The sequence below is a fragment of the Kitasatospora sp. HUAS MG31 genome, from assembly GCF_040571325.1.
Taxonomy (GTDB): domain Bacteria; phylum Actinomycetota; class Actinomycetes; order Streptomycetales; family Streptomycetaceae; genus Kitasatospora; species Kitasatospora camelliae.
On sequence record NZ_CP159872.1, the window covers coordinates 424,348 to 441,804 of the forward strand.

Annotated in this window: 16 protein-coding genes and 3 pseudogenes; 10 read left to right on the forward strand and 9 right to left on the reverse strand. The window is 74.2% G+C overall.

What is annotated here, in order from left to right:
- Positions 1-45 precede the first annotated feature (45 nt).
- The gene (locus ABWK59_RS02020; protein ID WP_354637498.1) at positions 46-900 is read left to right on the forward strand and encodes an NAD-dependent epimerase/dehydratase family protein; all 855 of its coding nucleotides are present in this window, start codon (positions 46-48) and stop codon (positions 898-900) included.
- On the opposite strand, the gene ABWK59_RS02025 is transcribed toward ABWK59_RS02020, so the two are convergent.
- A complete protein-coding gene (locus tag ABWK59_RS02025; RefSeq protein WP_354637499.1) occupies positions 841-1,881 on the reverse strand; it encodes an ArsR/SmtB family transcription factor in 1,041 nt (346 codons plus the stop codon). The two genes, ABWK59_RS02020 and ABWK59_RS02025, sit on opposite strands and share 60 nt — an antisense overlap.
- A gap of 102 nt (positions 1,882-1,983) precedes the next feature.
- Between ABWK59_RS02025 and ABWK59_RS02030 the strand changes: the two genes are divergently transcribed.
- Together ABWK59_RS02030 and ABWK59_RS02035 are read left to right on the forward strand one after the other, a co-directional pair.
- Positions 1,984-3,216: an alpha/beta hydrolase family protein gene (locus tag ABWK59_RS02030; RefSeq protein WP_354637500.1), complete on the forward strand. Its 1,233-nt coding sequence runs from the start codon at positions 1,984-1,986 to the stop codon at positions 3,214-3,216.
- A 153-nt stretch (positions 3,217-3,369) separates the two neighbouring features.
- Positions 3,370-3,993, forward strand: coding sequence for an L-threonylcarbamoyladenylate synthase (locus ABWK59_RS02035; RefSeq protein WP_354637501.1), 624 nt, complete (start codon positions 3,370-3,372; stop codon positions 3,991-3,993).
- A gap of 84 nt (positions 3,994-4,077) precedes the next feature.
- Here ABWK59_RS02035 and ABWK59_RS02040 read toward each other — a convergent pair whose 3' ends face one another.
- Both ABWK59_RS02040 and ABWK59_RS02045 read right to left on the reverse strand, forming a co-directional pair.
- Entirely contained in the window at positions 4,078-4,761 is a 684-nt protein-coding gene (locus ABWK59_RS02040; protein ID WP_354637502.1) for a peptidylprolyl isomerase, read from the reverse strand.
- Positions 4,762-4,962: 201 nt separating this feature from the next.
- Entirely contained in the window at positions 4,963-6,060 is a 1,098-nt protein-coding gene (locus ABWK59_RS02045; protein ID WP_354637503.1) for a chemotaxis protein, read from the reverse strand.
- Between the two features lie 198 nt (positions 6,061-6,258).
- Between ABWK59_RS02045 and ABWK59_RS02050 the strand changes: the two genes are divergently transcribed.
- Both ABWK59_RS02050 and ABWK59_RS02055 read left to right on the forward strand, forming a co-directional pair.
- On the forward strand, positions 6,259-6,714 hold the full coding sequence (locus ABWK59_RS02050; RefSeq protein WP_354637505.1) for a hypothetical protein: 456 nt from the start codon (positions 6,259-6,261) through the stop codon (positions 6,712-6,714).
- A 118-nt stretch (positions 6,715-6,832) separates the two neighbouring features.
- Positions 6,833-7,648, forward strand: a complete 816-nt coding sequence (locus ABWK59_RS02055; protein WP_354637506.1) for an NRDE family protein — start codon at positions 6,833-6,835, stop codon at positions 7,646-7,648.
- 31 nt (positions 7,649-7,679) lie between these two features.
- On the opposite strand, the gene ABWK59_RS02060 is transcribed toward ABWK59_RS02055, so the two are convergent.
- Complete coding sequence (locus ABWK59_RS02060) at positions 7,680-8,363, reverse strand: class I SAM-dependent DNA methyltransferase (protein WP_354637507.1); 684 nt, start codon at positions 8,361-8,363, stop codon at positions 7,680-7,682.
- 134 nt (positions 8,364-8,497) lie between these two features.
- Positions 8,498-9,179 (reverse strand): annotated as a pseudogene (locus ABWK59_RS02065) (EamA family transporter); the annotation flags it as partial.
- Here ABWK59_RS02065 and ABWK59_RS02070 point away from each other — a divergent pair.
- A pseudogene (locus ABWK59_RS02070) lies at positions 9,159-9,299 on the forward strand (XRE family transcriptional regulator); the annotation flags it as partial. The pseudogenes ABWK59_RS02065 and ABWK59_RS02070 sit on opposite strands and share 21 nt — an antisense overlap.
- 70 nt (positions 9,300-9,369) lie before the next feature.
- Here the strand turns inward: ABWK59_RS02070 and ABWK59_RS02075 are convergent.
- The gene (locus ABWK59_RS02075) at positions 9,370-9,672 is read right to left on the reverse strand and encodes a hypothetical protein (protein WP_354637508.1); all 303 of its coding nucleotides are present in this window, start codon (positions 9,670-9,672) and stop codon (positions 9,370-9,372) included.
- Positions 9,673-9,771: 99 nt separating this feature from the next.
- Here ABWK59_RS02075 and ABWK59_RS02080 point away from each other — a divergent pair, with 99 nt between their 5' ends.
- Positions 9,772-10,572 (forward strand): hypothetical protein, encoded by an 801-nt coding sequence (locus tag ABWK59_RS02080; protein WP_354637509.1) that lies wholly within the window; start codon positions 9,772-9,774, stop codon positions 10,570-10,572.
- A gap of 33 nt (positions 10,573-10,605) precedes the next feature.
- Here the strand turns inward: ABWK59_RS02080 and ABWK59_RS02085 are convergent.
- The 3 genes and pseudogenes from ABWK59_RS02085 to ABWK59_RS02095 all read right to left on the reverse strand — a co-directional run.
- Positions 10,606-10,740, reverse strand: a pseudogene (locus ABWK59_RS02085) (2-phosphosulfolactate phosphatase); the annotation flags it as partial.
- A 213-nt stretch (positions 10,741-10,953) separates the two neighbouring features.
- Complete coding sequence (locus ABWK59_RS02090) at positions 10,954-11,838, reverse strand: ABC transporter substrate-binding protein (protein WP_354637510.1); 885 nt, start codon at positions 11,836-11,838, stop codon at positions 10,954-10,956.
- 272 nt (positions 11,839-12,110) lie between these two features.
- Positions 12,111-14,876 carry a SpoIIE family protein phosphatase gene (locus tag ABWK59_RS02095; protein WP_420492900.1) on the reverse strand — a complete coding sequence of 922 codons (2,766 nt, stop codon included), beginning with the start codon at positions 14,874-14,876 and terminating at the stop codon, positions 12,111-12,113.
- Positions 14,877-15,421: 545 nt separating this feature from the next.
- Here ABWK59_RS02095 and ABWK59_RS02100 point away from each other — a divergent pair.
- From ABWK59_RS02100 to ABWK59_RS02110, 3 genes are all read left to right on the forward strand, one after another.
- Entirely contained in the window at positions 15,422-15,943 is a 522-nt protein-coding gene (locus tag ABWK59_RS02100; RefSeq protein ID WP_354637511.1) for a MarR family winged helix-turn-helix transcriptional regulator, read from the forward strand.
- 119 nt (positions 15,944-16,062) lie between these two features.
- The gene (locus tag ABWK59_RS02105; protein ID WP_354637512.1) at positions 16,063-16,548 is read left to right on the forward strand and encodes a hypothetical protein; all 486 of its coding nucleotides are present in this window, start codon (positions 16,063-16,065) and stop codon (positions 16,546-16,548) included.
- Positions 16,545-17,411, forward strand: coding sequence for an NmrA family NAD(P)-binding protein (locus ABWK59_RS02110; protein ID WP_354637513.1), 867 nt, complete (start codon positions 16,545-16,547; stop codon positions 17,409-17,411). Before ABWK59_RS02105 ends, ABWK59_RS02110 begins: the two co-directional genes overlap by 4 nt.
- The last annotated feature ends 46 nt before the right edge of the window (positions 17,412-17,457 follow it).

Below are 17,457 nucleotides of genomic sequence, written 5' to 3' on the forward strand. Positions count from 1 at the left end.
ACAAGCGGTCCGAGGGGATCGGACGGCAGCGGTCCCTTGCACGGGGTGGGCCCGGGCCGCGAGGATGCGGAGGAGGAGATCGTCCGGGGAGGCGTGGTGGAGCTGGGCACGGTGGCGCTGACCGGCGCGGCGGGGACCATCGGGTCCGTGGTCCGCGAGGCGCTCCGGGGTGAGGTGGAGCGGCTGATCCTGCTGGACCGGGTGCCGCTGCGGCCGGAGGCCGGGAACGAGGACGTGCACACCGTCGACCTGCGCGACGCGGCCGCCGTGGAGGCGGCCCTGGCGGGCGCCGACCGGGTGATCCACCTGGCGGGTGTGCCGGACGAGGCACCGCTCGCGGACCTCCTGGACGCCAACGTGCTCGGCACCCACCACGTGCTGGAGGCGTGCCGCCGGCTGGGCGTCGGGCGGGTGGTGCTGGCCAGCAGCAACCGCGTGACCGGCTTCCACCCCGTCGGGCAGCTCACCGGGCCGCGGGAGCCGGTGCGGCCGGACGGTCTGTACGGGGTGAGCAAGGCCGCCGTCGAGGCCCTGGGGCGGCTCTACGCCGACAAGTTCGGCCTGTCCGTCCTCTGCCTGCGGATCGGCAGCTTCGAGGCCGTCCCCACCGAGCCGCGGCACCTGGCGACCTGGCTCAGCCCGCGCGACGCCCTCGGCTACCTCCGGGCCGCGCTGACCGCTCCGCCCACCACCCGCTTCGCCACCGTGTACGCGGTCTCCGCCAACACCCGGCGCTTCTGGGAACTCCCCGATCCGGCGGTCCTGGCCTACGCCCCCGTGGACGACGCCGAGACGTACGCCGCCGACATCCCCGGAGCCGACCGCCCGGCCGACCCCGCGTCACCCCAGGCCGGAACCTACGCCTCGCCCGAGTTCACCCTCCGCCACCTGCGGCCCTGATCCCCGCTCCGCTCGGCGCCCCTGGGCGTCCTGCCGTAGCAACAGGCTGCCGAGCGTGGTGCGCCGGTGCAGGACCGCCTTGCCGGCACGCGAGGTGGAGATCAGTCCGGCGCCGCGAAGAGCGGCGGTGTGGGCCGAGACCGTGGCGGCGCTGACGCGGAGCTGGCGGGCGAGCCCGGTCGTGGTGTGTTCCTCGGCGAGCAGGTGCAGCAGTTCGACGCGCGTGTTCCCGATCACCTTGACCAGCGCCGCTTGACCGGCGGAGCCGTCGGGCTGCGGCAGAAAGCCGGCACCCGCCGGGTACGTGACGGCGACCGGGCGGTCGGGGAGGTCGGACAACAGCGGCCCGCCGGTCCAGTGGAAGCTGGGCAGGAGAACCAGCCCGCGCCCGCCGAGGTGGACCTCCCGCGGCCTGCCCGGGAGCTCCCAAACGCCTCCGTGCAGGCGGGCTCCGGGCAGCAGCCCGGCCAGCACCGAGCCGACGCCGCCTTCGGCGAGTTGCACGGCCCGACGCACGAACTCGGCGTGGTGCAGGTCCTGCACCTGCGCCCAGACCGGGCCGAGCACCACCTCGAACGCCGCACGCTGCGCACGACGGATCAGGCGCCATGCCTCGGGGGCACCCCGGTGCAGTTCGTGGATCCACGCCGGGGTGGGCGTGCGCGCGGGTGCGTAGACCCGTTCCAGTTCGGCACCGACCAGCTCGGCCGGGGTCGAGCGGACCTGTTCCAGGGCCTCGGGGAGGGAGTCCGCCAGCACGTCCAGGAAACTCGGCGCCCGGCCGGCCGGGACGAGGTCCGCGAGCGGGAGGGTGGCGTTCGGCAGCGCGCGCAACGCCCTGCGTCGCCATGAACCGTGGAGAAGCTCGCCATCCCGGCGGCCCATCATCGTCAGCGTCACGTTGAGCTCCTGGAGCGGCGCCGGCCGAGGCGCGAGGCTGACCCGGGCGAAGTCGTCCGGCGTGAAGTGGATCCGGAGCACGACTCCCCCTGCGTGTCGGCCCGACGGTGTCCCGGGCGCCATCCTTGAGGCCCCAACCTAAACGATCGCAAGCGCCGGGCCGGGCGGGACAGCATGCGGGACATGACTCACGACTTCTCCCTCAGCCGACGCACCGTCACCAGGTCCGCACTGCTCGGCTCCGCCGCCCTGCTGCTCGGCGCCGGTGGCCGCGCCCACGCCGTCTCCCGGGCCACCACCGAGGGACCGGTCCCGGGCGATGCCGTCCTCGCCCTGCCCGCGCCCACGGGCCGCCACCCCGTGGGGTGCCGGCCGGTGTACCTCGTCGACGACTCCCGGCGCGACCCGTGGGACTCCACCATCCCCGGGAGGGAGCTCATGCTGACGGTCTACTACCCGGCCCGCGACGTCACCGGCCTCGCCCCGGCCCCACAGCTGCCGCCGCAGGCCGCGACCTGGTTCGGACGGATCGCCCCGCTCACGCCGCTCCACCTGCCTGCCGCGGGCGTGAACTGGGGCGCCACCCGGTCCCACGCGTTCGAGGGAGCCTCGCCGCTGCCGGGCCGGTGGCCGGTACTGGTGCACAGCCCGGGCGGCGGCGACCCGCGCGGCCTGGGGACGTCCCTGGCCGAGGACCTGGCCAGTCACGGCGCCGTCGTCTTCTCGGTCGACCACCCCGGCGACGCCGCAGCGGTCGAGTTCCCGGATGCCCGGCCGCACCGGGAGGACACCGTACGGACGACCGTCCTCCGCGGCGACCCACGGGACCAGCCGGCCGTGGCCCGCACGATGATCGACGCGCGGATCGCCGACCTGCACCATGTCCTCGACCGGCTCGGGCACGCGGCCGAACTGCCGCTGCCGCGCGGGCTCGCCGAGACGCTGGACCTGCGTCGCCTCGGCGTGTACGGGCACTCGGCCGGCGGCAGCGCCGTGACCGAGGTGATGTACGAGGACCGGCGGGTGCGGGCCGGGATCAACCTGGAGGGCTACCTGGACTACCCGCCCTCCGCGCCCGGCGCCGCCGCCGAACCGTTCCCGGTCGCGGCGGACGGGATGGACCGGCCACTGCTCCTGCTCGGCAGCGAGGGGTTCGACCGCCGGCAGGAACTGGACCGCTCCTGGCTGGCCTTGGCCGCGCTCTCCGGCCGATGGGTCCGCCGCGCACGGGTCGCTGACGCCAACCACTGGATCTTCACCGACTACGCTGCGATGCTCCCCCGGCTCCAGGCAGCCGGGTTGATGACGGCGGCGGAGAGGAACGCGCTGATCGGCACCGTCGACCCGACCGTATCGGTCCCCGAGGTCCGCCACACGATCCGCAGGTTCTTCGCACGACACCTGGCCGGCCACTGATCCGAGGGCAACGGCCGAGGACCGCGGCAGAGGTTCACCAATCTGCTCGATCACGCGGCCAGGGGGCGCGCGCGGTGGTTCCCGCGCGTGTCCGGCGCGTGTCCGGCGCCCGGGGCATACCCTTCGGCGCCACGGATCCCGTAGGGTCGGCCAATGGCGAAGTACTTCGACGTGCACCCGCAGACGCCCCAGGCGCGCACCATCAGCACCGTGGCCGAGAGCATCCGGTCCGGGGCCCTCATCGCGTACCCGACCGATTCCTGCTTCGCCCTGGGATGCCGGATGGGCAACCAGGACGGCCTCGAACGCATCCGGTCGATCCGCCGTCTCGGCGACCGTCACCACTTCACCCTGATGTGCGAGAACTTCGCGCAGCTCGGGCAGTTCGTCCAGATCGACAACAACGTCTTCCGCGCGATCAAGGCGGCGACCCCGGGCAGGTACACCTTCATCCTGCCCGCCACCCGGGAGGTGCCGCGCCGCCTGCTGCACCCGAAGAAGAAGACGGTCGGCGTGCGGATCCCCGACCACACCGTCACCCAGGCGCTGCTCGCGGAGCTCGGCGAGCCGCTCGTCTCCAGCACCCTCCTGCTCCCCGACGAGGCGGAGCCGATGACCCAGGGGTGGGAGATCAAGGAGCGGCTCGACCATGTGCTGGACGCCGTGGTCGACTCGGGCGACTGCGGCACCGAGCCGACCACGGTCGTCGACTTCTCCGGCGGGTCCCCGGAGATCGTCCGACGGGGTGCCGGCGACCCCGACCGCTTCGAGTTCTAGCGGGACGCGGACCCCGCCCGGCTGCGGTCACCCCGCCGGGCCGGCACCGACAAGGGTGCCCGGCCCGGCGGGACCGCCGGCCGGTCAGCGCTTGGTGATGGCCACGTTGCGGATGTTCACCGGCAGGGTCGGAAAGCCGTCACCGGGGTTGTTCTGGTCGTCCTCGCCGCCCGCCGCGATCTTCTGCAGGACGTCGAGCCCGGCCGTGACCTGCCCGAACGGCGTGTAGTTCGGCGAGAGCTTGGTGTCCTTCCAGACGAAGAAGAACTGGCTGCCGTTGGTGTTCGGACCGGCGTTCGCCATGGCGACGGTCCCGGCCGGGTAGGTGGCGCCGTCGAGGTTCTCGTCCGGGAACGAGTACCCGGGCCCGCCGCTGCCGGTGCCGGTCGGGTCGCCGCACTGGAGCACGAAGATCCGCTGGGTGGTGAGCCGGTGGCAGTGGCTGCGGTCGAAGTAGTCGCGCTCGGCCAGGAACCGGAACGAGTAGGTGGTGCACGGGGCCTTGTCCGTCAGCGCCTTGAAGGTGATCGAGCCCTGACTGGTCCGCAGCGTCGCACTGTACGGCTTCGCGGCCTTCCTCGCGTCGAAGACCGGGATGCCCTTGAAGTTGTCGGCCGGAACCGCCGGCGTGTACGTGCAGGCGGCGCTCGCCTGTCCCCCGGCGGCGGACCGCCCGGGAGCGGACGGCTCGGCGGCCGCCGCGGTACCGGACAGCGCCAGCGGGAGGGTGGTCAGGGCGGCGAGCAGGGCCGAGGACGTGCGCTTCACGGGGGAGCCTTCCGGGTCGAGTTGGCGCGGACCCGTCATACATGCCCGATCGGGCCGCGCACATGCCCCGCACCGACCGGCACCCATCCACCGGCCGATGTCGGTGCCCGCCCCTACCCAGCGGCGGCCGGGTGTCACCACCCGGCCGCCTGGGCACCGCCTGGGCACCGTTCGAACCGCGTGCGTCGGCCCGCCGGCCCATCAGTAGCGCAGGACCGCCGCGACGCGTCCGGCGTCGGTGAGGGTGCCGTCCGGAACGAAGCCGACCAGGGCGCCGGTGTCGAGGGTGCGCTCGATCACCTCGTCGACGATGTCCTCCCGTGCCCCGGACTCGCCGGACTCGGCGGGCACGAGGTGCTCGCCGTCGTCGCGGACGGTGGCCCGGTAGTGCTCCTCGACCACCAGCTGGGCGATCCGGCCCTCGCCGGCGGCGTGCCAGACCTCGTCCAGTCCGGCGGCGAACGCCTGGCGGCCGCGGGCCTCGTCGAGCCGGGCGAGGGCGTCGCTGGTCTCGCGGTCGGCGTTGGCCCGGACCGCGGGCTGGACGACCTGGTGGACGGTCTCGGCGTTGGCCTGGGCGAGCCCGCCGTGCTGGAGCTGCGCGGTGGCCTCCTTGGCGATCGGGCCGACGGTGTCCAGCAGGGCGAGTGCGGCGGCCTCGCCGACCACGTAGAGCGGGCGGGGGTCGGCGGCGAGCACCTTGCCGACCGCCGTGTCGGCCTGCCGCAGGAAGGTCTTGGCCTCCTCGTCCCGGAAGGTGCTGGGCGTGTCGCCGATCTGCTCCTGCCGCTCGGGGTCGGGGTTGTCGAAGGTGCGCACCAGCGGGAAGCCGTGGCGGGTCGACTCGGTGACCCGCTCGTGGCCCCCGTCCCACAGGGCCACCCGGTCGGCGGCGACCGCGAGCACCCAGTAGGGGCGCTCGGCGGCCTGGGCGGCGACCAGGTTGCGGGTGAGGAAGGTATCGGAGAGGACCACCCGGGCGGGAGCCGCGCGTCCGAGTGACCAGACCTGGTGCTCGCCGGGTGCGGCGAGGATCGCCAGCCCCTCCTCGGCGTGCACCAGGTCGACCTCGGCGAGCGCCCGGTCGAGCTGTTCCAGGACGTCCATCCGGTCGGCGCGGGACACCGCCGGGTCGGCCTGGACCTTCTCCTTGGCCTCGGCCAGCAGGTTGCGCAGCCGGATCGGGTCCTGCGCGTTGTCGGGCTCCCGGCGGTGGGTGGGCATCAGGACGGACACCGCCGGATAGGGCCGCGGCCGGCGCAGCTCGGCGAGAACGGCGGGGCTGAGTGCGGGGTGCATGGGGACCCTCTCCGAAGGCGGTACGGCCTTCTCTGCATGGATGCACGGCGCCTGGCACTGCTCACAAATGCCCCAAATGTAACTATCTGCGGCTTTGCCCGCCCAGCCACCGCCGCCCCCGGGCCCCGACGGTGACGGCCGCGGGCCAACCGCCCTCGCCGCACATGGGTGTCAGCGGCGGGCGGCACCATCAGTACCGTGGATCTGAGACCCGAACTGATGCCCCCGCCGGTGAGCCGGCAGCGCCTGGACGCGCTCTGCCGCGAGATCACGCGGATCGCCGACCTGGTGCTTCGGGGATCCGGGAGCACGGACCGAGAGATCCGAGCCTTCAACGCGAGGACGGGTCACGACTACGCCGCCCTCGACTTCGCCGAGTGCGAGGGCAGCCGGAGTCTGGCCGACTTCGCGCGGGAGGCCGCCCGGCCGGCCCGGCCGCGGGTCGCGGACGTCACCCGGGACGAACGCGTCGAGGTCGTCCGCAGGATCCTCGCCGGCGACCCGGAGATCGACTACTACCTGCGGCTCCTCCAGGCCAACGTCCTGTACCCCCGGGTCACGGACCTGATCTTCCACCCCCCGCCCGACCTGCCGGACGCCTCGGCCGAGCAGATCGTCGACGCGGCCCTCGGCTACCGCCCGATCGCCCTGTGACCGCCCCTCACCCCCACGCCGCCCGCACCGGCCCCCGCGGCCGGAACCCGATCACCGGGGCGGCGTGGGGCCGTGCGAGGATCGGGGACAGGGGACTGCCGAGGTGAGGGGATGCGCCGTGTGCACCGTGTTCGTCAGCTTCGATCCCGGGTCGCCGGTGCCGGTCCTCGTCCTCGCCGCCCGGGACGAGTACACCGACCGGGCCTGGCTGCCGCCTGCCCGGCACTGGCCGCGGCATCCGCGGCTGCTGGGCGGGCTGGACCTGCTGGCGGGCGGCACCTGGCTGGCCGTGGACCCGGGCGGCACCGGCCGCAGTCCGCGGCTGGCCTGCATCCTCAACGGGTTCGGGCTGCCCGCCGATCCGGCCCGCCGGCTCTCGCGCGGTGAACTTCCACTGCTGGCCGCGGCGGGCGACGACCTCGCGGACCGCGACTGGACGCGCTACGACCCGTTCCACCTGATCACCGCCGAGCCGGACGCGGTGACCTCGCTGGGGTGGAGCGGCGCCGAGCTCACCCGTCGGGTGCTGGAGCCGGGCCTGCACGCCGTCATCAACGACGGGATGGAGGGCCTGGCCTCGCACCGGACATCCTCCGAGAGCGCCGCGCGGATGATGGCCGCCCGGCTCGCGCACTTCCGTCCGCGGCTGGCCGCCGTCCGACGTCCCGAGCCGCCGACCGGGCCCGTCGACGGCGCCGGCACCCCGACCGCCGAGGCGTGGGCCGACTGGCCGCCGATCGCCGACGGCGACGGACTGGACCGCACCGACCCGGCCGCCCTCGTCCAGCACCGCGAGTTCGACGAGGACCGGGTCTGGGCCACCACCTCGCTCGCCCTCGTCGGACTCGGCCGGTCCGGGATCCGCTACGACTTCAACCCCGCACCGGGCAACGCCGCCTGGTACCCCGTCGACACCCACCTGCCCACCGGCTGACCCGCCCACCGCTGGACCGGCGCAGCCGGGCTCAGGCGGACGGCTTCGCCTGAGCCCGCGGCTTGCGGGCCACCAGGAACGCCTGGGGTGTCTTCTCCGGGAACGGGCCGTCCTCGTCGCACTCCCGCTGCATCCGGGCGATCACCGGCAGCCCGGCGGCTCCCAGCAGGTCGGACACCTGCTCGGGCCTGCGCCGGTGGAAGGTCAGGTCGATCTCGTGGCCGAACGCCTCGGTCCGGTGGCGCGGGACGTCGCCGACCTGGAACCCGGCCAGCAGGTGACCGCCCGGGGCGAGCACCCGGTGGAACTCGGCGAACACCTGCGGCAGCAGCTCGTCCGGGACGTGGATGGTGGAGTACCAGGCGAGCAGGCCGCTGAGGCTGCCGTCCGGCAGGTCGAGCGCCAGCATGGAGCCCTCCTCGAACCGCAGCCCGGGGTGGGCCTGCCGGGCGGCGGCCAGCATCCGCGGCGACAGGTCGATGCCGAACACCGGCAGTCCGATCCCGTCGAGGTGGGCCGTCACCCGCCCGGTGCCGCAGCCGACGTCGGCCACCGGGCCCGGCAGTCCGGAGGCCTTCACCAGGTCGGCGAACCCGGCGAGTTGGGCCCGGTCGAGCGGCTTCGCCGCGAGTTCGCCGCGGAAGTGGCCGGCGTAGTCGTCAGCCAGCAGGTCGTAGGAGTCGCGGGTCGTCCGCAGGAAGTCCGGTTCGCTCACGGCCGGTCAGCCTACTCCGCCCACGCCGCGCACCGTCTGGTCCCGACCCGGCCGCGGCCGGGCGGCCGGTCCGTGCGGGCGGGCCCGGTCGGGAAGTCGCCGGGCAGCGTCCCGAGGAGGCGGGTCGTCGCGGTTCAGGCCAGGGCGAGGAGGCTGACGGCGACCGCGGCGAGACCGAGTCCGGCGAGCTGGCCGCGGTGGATGCGCTCGCCCAGCACGGCGCGGGCGAGCAGGACGGTGCCGGCCGGGTAGAGCGCGGTGATCACGGCGACCACGGTGAGGTCCCCGCTGCGGACGGCGAGCAGGAAGAGCAGGTTGGCGACGGAGTCCAGGACGCCCGCGGCCGCCGACATCGCGTACGCGGGCCGCTCGGAGCCCAGCCGGTGGCGCAACAGGCCGGCCGCGGCGAGGGTGACCGCGGTGGAGACGGCCCGGCCGACGATCAGCGGGGGCGAGGCCGCTGTCGGCGGGGGCCCGGTGCAGGCAGACCAGTTGGAGGGCGATGGCGGCACCCGCGCCGAAGGCGAGCAGCAGCGCGGTGCGGGACGGGCGGGCCGCTCGGGTGCCGGGGCCGGCGCTGACCAGGACCACGGCTGCCAGGGCGAGGGGCAGGCCGAGGATGCCGGCGGGGGTGAGGTGCTCGCCCTGCAGCAGGCCGACCGCGACCGGCAGGGCGGCGGAGACCAGCGCGGTGACCGGGGAGAGCACGTTCATCGGGCCGATCGCCAGGGTGCGGTAGAGCAGGGCGAAGGCGGCCGAGGCGACCCCGGAGGCGGTTCCCCAGCCGACGGCCCCGGCACTGAAGGAGGCGCCGAGGTGGCCGGGCAGACCGCCACCTTCGACGGCGACACCGCCCACACCTACCGCGGCGCGGGCACCGGGACCTGCACCCTCGTGATGACCGTCCACCTCCCGCCCGGCCCCGGGCAGCCCTGACGATCCCGCCCGGCCCCGCCGGCCCCTGACGGCGTGGACGCCCCGCCGGGCGGGGCGTCCGCACGCGGGGTCAGTCCTGGAAGGACCGTTCGTTCAGCACGTCGAGGTTCCGGAACCTCGGGGGCCCGTCGCACAGCGCCATCACCCGGGCCGCGAACTCGGCGGTCTCCGGGCGGTCGGAGTTCTCCATCGCCACCTCGTAGGAGGGGAACTCGACGATGTTCAGGTAGACGTCGTTCCCGTCCCGGTCGCGGGTCTGCACGGCCCGGCTCGCCAGGCGGTTGCCGGCGTTCCGCTCCACCCACTCGTCCAGCAGGGCGTTGAACTCGTCGATGCGACTCGTGCGGTACTCGATGATCTGAATGAACTTCACGTGCCAGCCTCCTCCGGTCTGCGGACGGCAGCCATCCGCCCGCTCAGCGTCCCCCGGGCTCCGACGGGCCGCAAAAGCAGACCTGGGCCGGGTGGCGCGGTGGGTGGGGACCGCGACCCTTTCGGGCGGCGGTTCGCCGACGACGTCGACCGGCCGATCGTCGACGCGGTCCAGCGGGTCGCCGAGCGGCGCGGGATCCCGATGGCCCGGGTCGCCCTGGCCTCGGGGCGCGCCTCGGCGGCGAGGTCCGCGAGGGCCTGCGCTTCGTGGGCGGCCACCCGGTCCTGCGCGCGGTCGCCCTCGCCGGGGCGTGGACCAACCTGTCCGTCCAGCTGTGCCGGACCATGCTCCCCTGCTCCTGGTCCGGACCTCGGGCTGCCGGACACGGCGGTCGGCCTGTTCTTCGCCGCCGGCGGTCTGGGCGTGTTCCTCGGTTCGCTGGCGGCCCGGCGGCTCGCGCTGCGGCTGGGTGCGGGCCGGGTGCTGTGGCTGATGGGCCTGGCCATCGCGCCGTTCGGCGTCCTGGTGGCGCTGGTGGACCGGGGCCCGGCGCTCTGGCTGGCCGGCGCGGGCTGGCTGGTCACCACCTTCAAGGTCGGCGTCGACAACGTGCTCAAGGTCAGCTTCCGCCAGAGCGTCACCCCCGACCGGCTGCTCGGCCGGATGAACGCCACGATGCGGGTCCTGCTGACCGGCGCGCTCGCGGTGGGCGCCGCGCTCTCCGGCCTGCTGGGCGAGTTCGCCTCGGTCCGGGCCGTCCTGTGGGCCGGCGCGGCGGGTCTGGCGACGGTGTGGGTGCCGATCTTCTTCTCGCCGCTGCGCACCCACCGCGGCCTGCCCGGGCCCGAAGGGCTCACCGGGGAGGGCGGCAGCCACACCCGGCGCGTCCGGCAGGACTGAGCGGACCGTAGCGTCCAAAGCGGGCCGTGGTGGTCAGATCGAGGCCGCGGCGGTCGACTCCGGCACGGCGCACGGACGCAGGACCATGAGCGAGTCCTCCTGGGTCGCCACCATGGCGAAGGGGAACCGGTCGAGTTCCAGGCAGAGCGCGACGTCGTCGGGGCTGGCCGCCATGTACGGGCGGAACAACCCCAACAGCTGGGACAGCGAGGTCAGTACGCCGTTCCTCGCGGCCGCCAAGAAGATCGTCAGCGGGCAGGGCCGACGCCTTCCCAGCTCCTCGCGGAGGCGGCCCGGCAGGCCCGGACCGCCCTGGACGAGCAGCGGTCCTGAGGACCACCCGGTCCCCGCGCGCCGGGGACCCGCGGCCGACCTCGCGGGTCAGCCGTCGGCGGCCTGGAACGGTCCGGCGCGGTCGTCCACCGTCAGGCCCGGAACGGCGGCGGTCCAGCCCTTCGCCACCACGCTCCGCGACCTCTTCAGCTGCTCCTCGCTCGGGAAGGTCGGGACGCCCTCGACGGTCGGCAGCCGGGCGGCCTTGGCCTTGTCGATCGTCCCGTCCTCCCGCATGGACTGCATCAGCGCCGGCCGGGCGTAGTCGTCGAGCCTCAGGTTCTGCCCCTCCGGGCTGAGCACGTACTCCTCCCACAGGCGCGCCGCCGCCGGATGCGGAGCGTCCTTGTTGATCGCCTGGGCGTAGTACTCGGAGAAGCTGCCGTCGAAGGGGATGGAGACCTTCCACCGGACCGAGGAACTGGGGATCTCGTCGCTGTGGGCGAGGTTGAGGAAGTCCCATTCGATGACGATGGGCGTGGCGCCGCTCGCGATCTTCTCCTGGGCCGGGTTGGGGCTGGTGTGCTGCAGGTTCCCCGTGCCGTCGAGCCGTGCGAAGTAGTCGAGGCCGGGCTGGATGTCGTCGAACGACCCGCCGTTCGCCAGGGCTGCGGAGTACACGGCGGCGAAGGCCACCTCCGACCTCCTGGGGTCGGTTCCGGTGAGGGCGACCTTGCCCCGGTACTCCGGTTTCAGCAGGTCGGAGAAGGAGATGGGGCAGACCGCTATCCGGCCGGCGTCGCAGCCGATCGAGATGTACCCCCCGTAGCTGCTGAACCACCGGGACCGCGGGTCCTTCTGGCCGTCCGGGATCCTCCGGTGCGGCACGACCGCGTACGAGGCGAGCAGGCCCTCCTGGGCGGCGGACCGTGCGAAGCGGGCGCCGAGCTCCAGCACGTCCGGGGCATCGGGCGTCCCCTTCCGCTTCTTCACGGCGTCGATCGAACCCCTCGATCAGGCCGCCCCCGTTGGCCCAGGTCGGGGGAAGCGCGATGGCGTTGAGCCGTCCTTCCTTCCGCGCCGCGTCGATCAGCGCCTGCATGCCTCCCATCTCCTCGGCGGAGGCGGCCGCGGCGGCCGGGACCGGTCCCGCGTGGCGCGATCCGCCGCAGCCGGCCTGGCCGACGGCCAGCATCCCGACGCAGCCCAGCAGCGTGAGCCTGCGGACGCTCCACCCGCTCATGGGATCTCCCGGCACTCGGGCGTCATGCGTCGTCCCACCGGTCGAGGAGGGCGTCGCCGTCCAGGTCCTCGTCGGGCGGTTTGCCGTCGAGGCTCTGGACCGACCAGATGGTCTTGCCGCGCGGCGAGTAGCGGGTCCCCCAGCGGTCGGCGAACTGGGCGACGAGGAAGAGGCCGCGGCCGCCCTCGTCGGTGTCCTTCGCCCGGCGGATGTGCGGGGAGGTGCTGCTCCCGTCGGAGACCTCGCAGGTCAGGCCGTTGTCGCGCAGGAGCCGGACGCGGATGGGTTCGCGGCCGTAGCGGACGGCGTTGGTGATCAGCTCGCTGAGGATGAGCTCGGAGGCGAAGGAGATCTCTTCCAGGCCCCATTCCTCCAGCTTGCGGCTGCAGGCGTTGCGGACCGGGCCCACCGCGGCCGGGTCCCTGGGCACCTCCCACTCGGCCACGTCGGCCGGGTCCAGCTGCCGGGTGGCCGCCACCAGGAGGGCGACGTCGTCGGTGGGTTTCCCGGGGAGCAGGGCGTCCATCACCGCGGCGCAGGTGGCCTCGGGGGTGCGCTCGGGGCCGGCCAGGGCAGCGCGCAGGGCGTCCAGGCTGTCGTCCACGTCCCGGTGGCGGTCCTCGATGAGTCCGTCGGTGTAGAGCACGAGCCGGGAGCCGTCCGGAACGGACAGGTCCGTGGTCTCGAAGGGCAGGCCGGCGCAGAGGCCCAGCGGCGGGGAGACCGGCAGCTCGACGAACTCGACGCTCCCGTCGGGGTGGATGACGGCCGGTGGCAGGTGGCCCGCGGTCGCGGCGGTCAGCCGTCCGGACACGGCGTCGTAGATCATGCACAGACAGGTGGCGCCGGTGATCGCGTGCTCGCCGCCCTCGCCGCCGTCGCCGCTGTCGTCCCGGGCGTCGATGTGGGTCACCAGCTCGTCCAGGTGGCTCAGCAACTCGTCCGGGGGCAGGTCCAGGGCGCAGAAGTTGTGCACGGCGACGCGCAGGCGGCCCATGTTCGCCGCGGCGTGCAGGCCGTGGCCGACCACATCGCCCATGACCAGGGCGACCCGGGCGCCGGGCAGCGGGATGACGTCGAACCAGTCGCCGCCGACCCCGGCCTGCGCCGGGCGGTAGCGGTAGGCGGCGTCCAGGGCGGACCGTTCCGGGAGGGCCTGGGGCATCAGGCTGCGTTGGAGGGTGACGGCCATGCTGTGTTCGCGGGTGTAGCGGCGGGCGTTGTCGACGGACACCGCGGCCCTGCCGGCGAGTTCCTCGGCGAAGGCGAGGTCCTCCGGGTCGAAGGGCGGTGAGGATCCGGTTCTCCAGAAGTCGACCAGCCCCAGGACCACACCGCGGGCCCGCAGGGGGACCACGGCCAGGGAGCGGAGTCCGAGGTCCAGGATCCGCTGGGCGCGTGCGGGGTCCTGTGCCTGCCAGCCGGGGGCGTTCGCGAGATCCGGTTCCAGGACGGCGCGCCCGTCCGCGACGCTGGCGGCCACGGGGGTGCCGGGGATGAAGCGGATCAGTTCCCCCACGGGGTACAGCGGGTGGTCCTCGGCCAGGCCCGCGACGGCGACGCGGCGCAGCAGCGTGCCCGCCTCCCTCGGTTCCTCGCCGGACAGGACGGGGTCGAGCAGTTCGACGGTGACCACGTCGGCGAACCGGGGGACGGCGATCTCGGCGAGCTCCTCGGCCGTGCGCACGACGTCCAGGGTGCTGCCGATGTGCACGCCGGCGTCGTAGAGGAGGGTGAGCCGCTCCCGGGCCAGCTCCGCGCGTCCCGCCAGCGACTGCAGCTCGGTGGTGTCGCGCAGGGTCACCACGCTCCCGCGGTGCCCTCCGAACGGGGTGGTGGAGCGCTTGTTCACGGCGATCAGGCGGTCCGCCGCGAGGTGGACCTCGTCGGTGGCGATGCGGTCCGAGGCGAGGAGTTCGGCCGTACGGGGGTCGAGGCCGAGGTCGGTGACGGCCCTGCCCTCGGCGTACGTGGGGAGGTGCAGGAGTCGGCGGGCCTCGTCGTTGGCGAGGAGCAGCCGGTGGTCGCTGCCCATGATGAGCACGCCCTCCCGGACGGCGTGGAGGACCGCGTCGTGGTGCTCGTACATCCGGGTCATCTCGGCGGGGCCGAGGCCGTGGGTCTGGCGGCGCAGGCGGCGGCTGACCAGCCCGGCCCCGCCCGCGGCGACGGCCAGGGCGCCGGCCGCGCTTCCCAGGAAGACCGGCATCTGCTCGTCCACCGACTCCTGCACCTTCTCGACCGTGACCGGGGAGGAGACGATGGCGACGACCGACCCGCTGGGGTCCCGGACCGGCACGGCCGAGATCACGGAGAGGCCGAGCGCGCCCTGGAACGTCTTGGTGAACGACTTGCCGATCGCCGCCTCGCCGTAAGGGCCGATGACGTACTTGCCGATCTGGCCGGGATCGCTGTGGGTGAGCGTGATCCCGTCCATCTTGTAGATGATGAGGGCGTCGACGCCGGAGGCCTTCCTGGCCTCCTCGGCGAGCGGCTGCAGCGTCCCGGTGGGATCGGGGCCGTTCAGGGTGGCCAGGAGCCCGGGGGCGTGCGCGAACGACTCGGCGGCGGCGAGCGTCCGGTGCCGGGCGTCGGCCATGGTGTCCCGCCGGATCTGAGCCAGCATGGCCACCACCCCGGCGACGACGAGCAGCACGACCAGCACCAGCTGCAGCAGCAGGACCTCGCGGGCGACGCTGCGGGTGGCGGGGTTGGCCCGGGGCCGGCCCGGCCACCCCCGTGTCCGGCCGCCGGTCCGGGAGCGTGGCTCCCCGGACAGACGAGCGATCAACCAGCGTCTGACGTGCCGTGCCGGATGGCCCATGTGACCTACACATCCATCTGGTCCACCGAGGGCGAGGACCCGGGGAGTGGTCCGTACGCCGGCGGTTCTGCCCGGAGGCGGGGACGGTTAGAGGAAGGGCTCATGGTGGACCGCCCTCTCCGGGGCGATCCGGAGCCCACGGCTCGCGGGGAGCGACAGGCCAGGATGACCGCGCGGCGCCTGAACAGCGCGTGCAGTCGGTCCATCCGAGCCGGCGGGGCTGGCCGGCCACCCATGGCAACGCTCGGGGATGAAGCGTTGAACCGAGAGTGTTCACAAGGGGGCGCTAGGTGAAGCTTCCTTCATAGTGGGCCGCTACGGATCGTGGTGTCAAGGGTCCTCACCACCCGCCCTTGGTGTGCGTTTGCGCAGGCCACGCCGGTGGGCGGCGCTGTACGGAGTGCTGTACGGACCGTCACCGGAGGCGGGGCCCCGGCCCGTCGCGGCGGGTCGCGGCCGTCGGCGGGGCCGCTTGACCGAGGAGATGGTGAGGCGCCATATTACTTCCCGTGACCCAGCATCCCGGGACGGGCCCCGCCGCCCCCACCCTCGACCAGGCCCGCCGCCAGATCGCCCGCTACGGCCTCACGGCCGACCCGCAGGCGGTCCTGGTCGCGGCCCGGCTGATGGCGGCCGGCGCCCGGATCGGCCAGGCCGGCGAGGTGCACTTCGGCCGCTTCGGCCTCTCCACCGGCCGCTACCGACTGCTGGCCGACCTGGAGGACCACGGCGGCGAGAAGTCGCCCTCCCAGCTCGCGGCGAGCCTCGGGGTCACCCGGGCCACCGTGACGGGCCTGGTCGACGGCCTGGAGCGGGAGGGCCTGGTGGCCCGCCGCCCGTCCACCGAGGACGGGCGCGGCAACGTGGTGATCCTCACCGCGCGCGGCGCCGACCGGCTGCGCGACCTGGCGCCGGAGCACTTCACCCGGATGCAGGCCCTGGTCGGCGGGCTCTCCCCCGAGGAGTGCGCCACCTTCCTCGACCTGCTGGCCCGGGTGGTCTCGGGCATCGACGCACTCACCGAGGACTGACCCCACCGAGGCGGGCCGAGGGCGGCCCGCCTCTTTTCCACCCCGATAGTTAGGAACCTAAGCATAAATGCTTAGGCACCTAATCTTTGTCAGATCACATCTGATCAGAGAGGACAACCATGAGCAGGAAAGCTTCCGGCGCTCCCCCGCCCTTCGTCCTGTGGCGCGAAGTCCTGACGTCCTACGCCATGCCCGCCGTGACGGCCGGCCTCGGCGGAGCCGTCACCCGGCAGCCACAGCTGGTGGTGGCGGCGCTCACCACCATCGGCGGTACCTCCGCCCTGGTGGCCGCCGCCCTCGGCGCCACGCTGCGGCGCCGTCCCGTCCGATCCCGGCCCGCCCGGACCCCGCGCGCGCTCGCGGCGGCCGTCCTGGGCCTGGCGGCCGCGGCACTCGGCCTGGCCGTCGGGCTGGCCGCCGCGCACGGGCTGCCGCAGATCCCGGCCCTCGCCGACAGCCCCTGGCCGCCCCGGCTGCCGGTCGACCTGCCGGTCTCCTCGGCGATCGCCGCCACCGTCACCACCTGGCGCTGGCGCGGCAGCCGCCCGACCCGCACACCGGACCACCGACCCACGACCCACCGACTCGAAAGGCCGACATCGTGATCGTCATCATGGGCGCCGCCGGCGCCACCGGCGGCGCCACCCTGCGCAGCCTCGCCGCCCTCGGCGCACCGACCCGTGCCCTCAGCCGCGACCCCGCCCGCCTGGCCGCCGCACTCGACGGGCCGACGCTCGCCCGGACCGCGATCCTCCCGGCCGACGCCGCCGACCCGGTGTCCCTGCGGGCCGCCTTCCACGGCGCGCGGCAGCTCTTCCTCACCATGGCCAACGGCCCGCACCAGGTCCGGCACGAGCTGAACGCGATCGAGGCGGCCGTCGACTGCGGCCTGGAGCACGTCGTCAAGGTCTCCGCACCCGCCGCCGAGCCGGACTCCCCCGTCGCCGTCTCCCGCGGCCACCACCTGGTCGAGGAGCGGCTGCGGGCCTCCGGCCTCACGGCGACCGTACTGCGGCCGTACGCCTTCATGCAGAAACTGCTGCTCCTGGCGCCCGGCATCGCCGCCGGGGTGGTGCACGGCGCGATGGGCCGGGCCCGGTGCAACTACGTGGACGCCCGGGACGTCGGGGACGCCGCCGCCGCGGTCCTCACCCGCCCGGAGCCGGCCGGCGGGACGTACCCGCTCACCGGCGGGCGGGCCTACAGCCACCCCGAACTCACCGCACTGCTGAGCGAGTTGCTCGGCCGGCCGATCCGCTACCTCGACCTCGGCCCGTCCGGGCTGCACGCCCACCTGGTCGGCCGGGCCGGGATGCCGGACTGGCTGGCCCGCCACGTGGTGGAGATCCAGCAGCTCGCGACGGGCCGCCCGGAGACACCGGACGACACCGCCTTCCGCCGGCTCACCGGACGTGCCCCGCGCACGCTGGAGGCCTTCCTCCGCGAGAACCTGCACCACTTCCGCTGACGGCCCGGCTGTCCGGGCGGTCGGTCAGCCGGGCGGTTGGTCACAC